We start from the raw sequence: 931 nt of genomic DNA, 5'->3' as shown, positions 1-931 counted from the left end.
TGGAACCGGCAGCCCTTCGGGATGTCCGCGATGCCGGGAATGCTGCCGCGGATCGCGTACAGCTCGCTTCCCGGTTCCTCCTCCAGCCGCGGGATGGAGCGCAGCAGCCCGAGCGTGTACGGATGCCGCGGCGCGTTGAAGATATGCTCGACCGTCCCTTCCTCCACGATCGCCCCCGCGTACATGACCGCGATCCGGTCCGCCATCTCCGCCGCCACGCCCATGTCGTGCGTGATCAGCAGCGTCGCGGTCTTCCGCTCGCGCTTCAGCCGCCGCAGCAGATCGAGTATCTGCGCCTGGATCGTCACGTCGAGCGCCGTCGTCGGCTCGTCGGCGATGATCAGCTCCGGCTCGCACGCCAGCGCCATCGCGATGACGACCCGCTGGCACATGCCTCCGGACAGCTGGAACGGGAACTGCTTCGCCCGAATCTCCGCCTCCGGAATGCCGACCAGCTTCAGCAGCTCCACCGCCCGGTTCCACGCGGCTTTCTTGCTCATGCCCTTGTGCAGGCGCAGGCTCTCGGCGATCTGCTCCCCGACCGAGAACACCGGGTTCAGCGCCGACATCGGGTCCTGGAAGATCATCGCCATCCGCTCGCCGCGAATCCGGTTCATCTCGCTCTGGCGCTTCTTCGTCAGCTCCTCGCCGTCGAAGCGGATCTGCCCGCCGGCGATGAAGCCCCCCGCGAAATCGATCAGCCGCATGATCGCGAGCGACGTCACGCTCTTGCCGCTGCCCGATTCGCCGACGACGCACAGCGTCTGCCCTTCCTCGATCGCGAAGCTGACGCGGTCGGTCGCTTTCAAGAGCCCGTTTTCCCGCGGGAAGCCGACGGTCAGGTCGTTTACTTCAAGAATCGTTTTCGCCACCGCTCCAACCTCCTTGGGGAAAGCATCGCCCGCTGCCGCGGATCCAGCACGTCGCGCAG

1 protein-coding gene is annotated in these 931 nt (G+C 66.5%); it reads right to left on the bottom strand.

Annotation, left to right across the window (positions count from 1 at the left end):
• Nucleotides 1-872: ABC transporter ATP-binding protein (locus I8J29_RS33410; protein WP_208851563.1), on the bottom strand; the 872-nt coding region annotated here is incomplete at its 3' end.
• Between the last annotated feature and the right edge of the window lie 59 nt (nucleotides 873-931).

Origin of the sequence: Paenibacillus artemisiicola (genome assembly GCF_017652985.1) — a bacterium.
GTDB lineage: Bacteria > Bacillota > Bacilli > Paenibacillales > Paenibacillaceae > Paenibacillus_Z > Paenibacillus_Z artemisiicola.
This window is presented reverse-complemented; position numbering and strand designations above follow the sequence as displayed.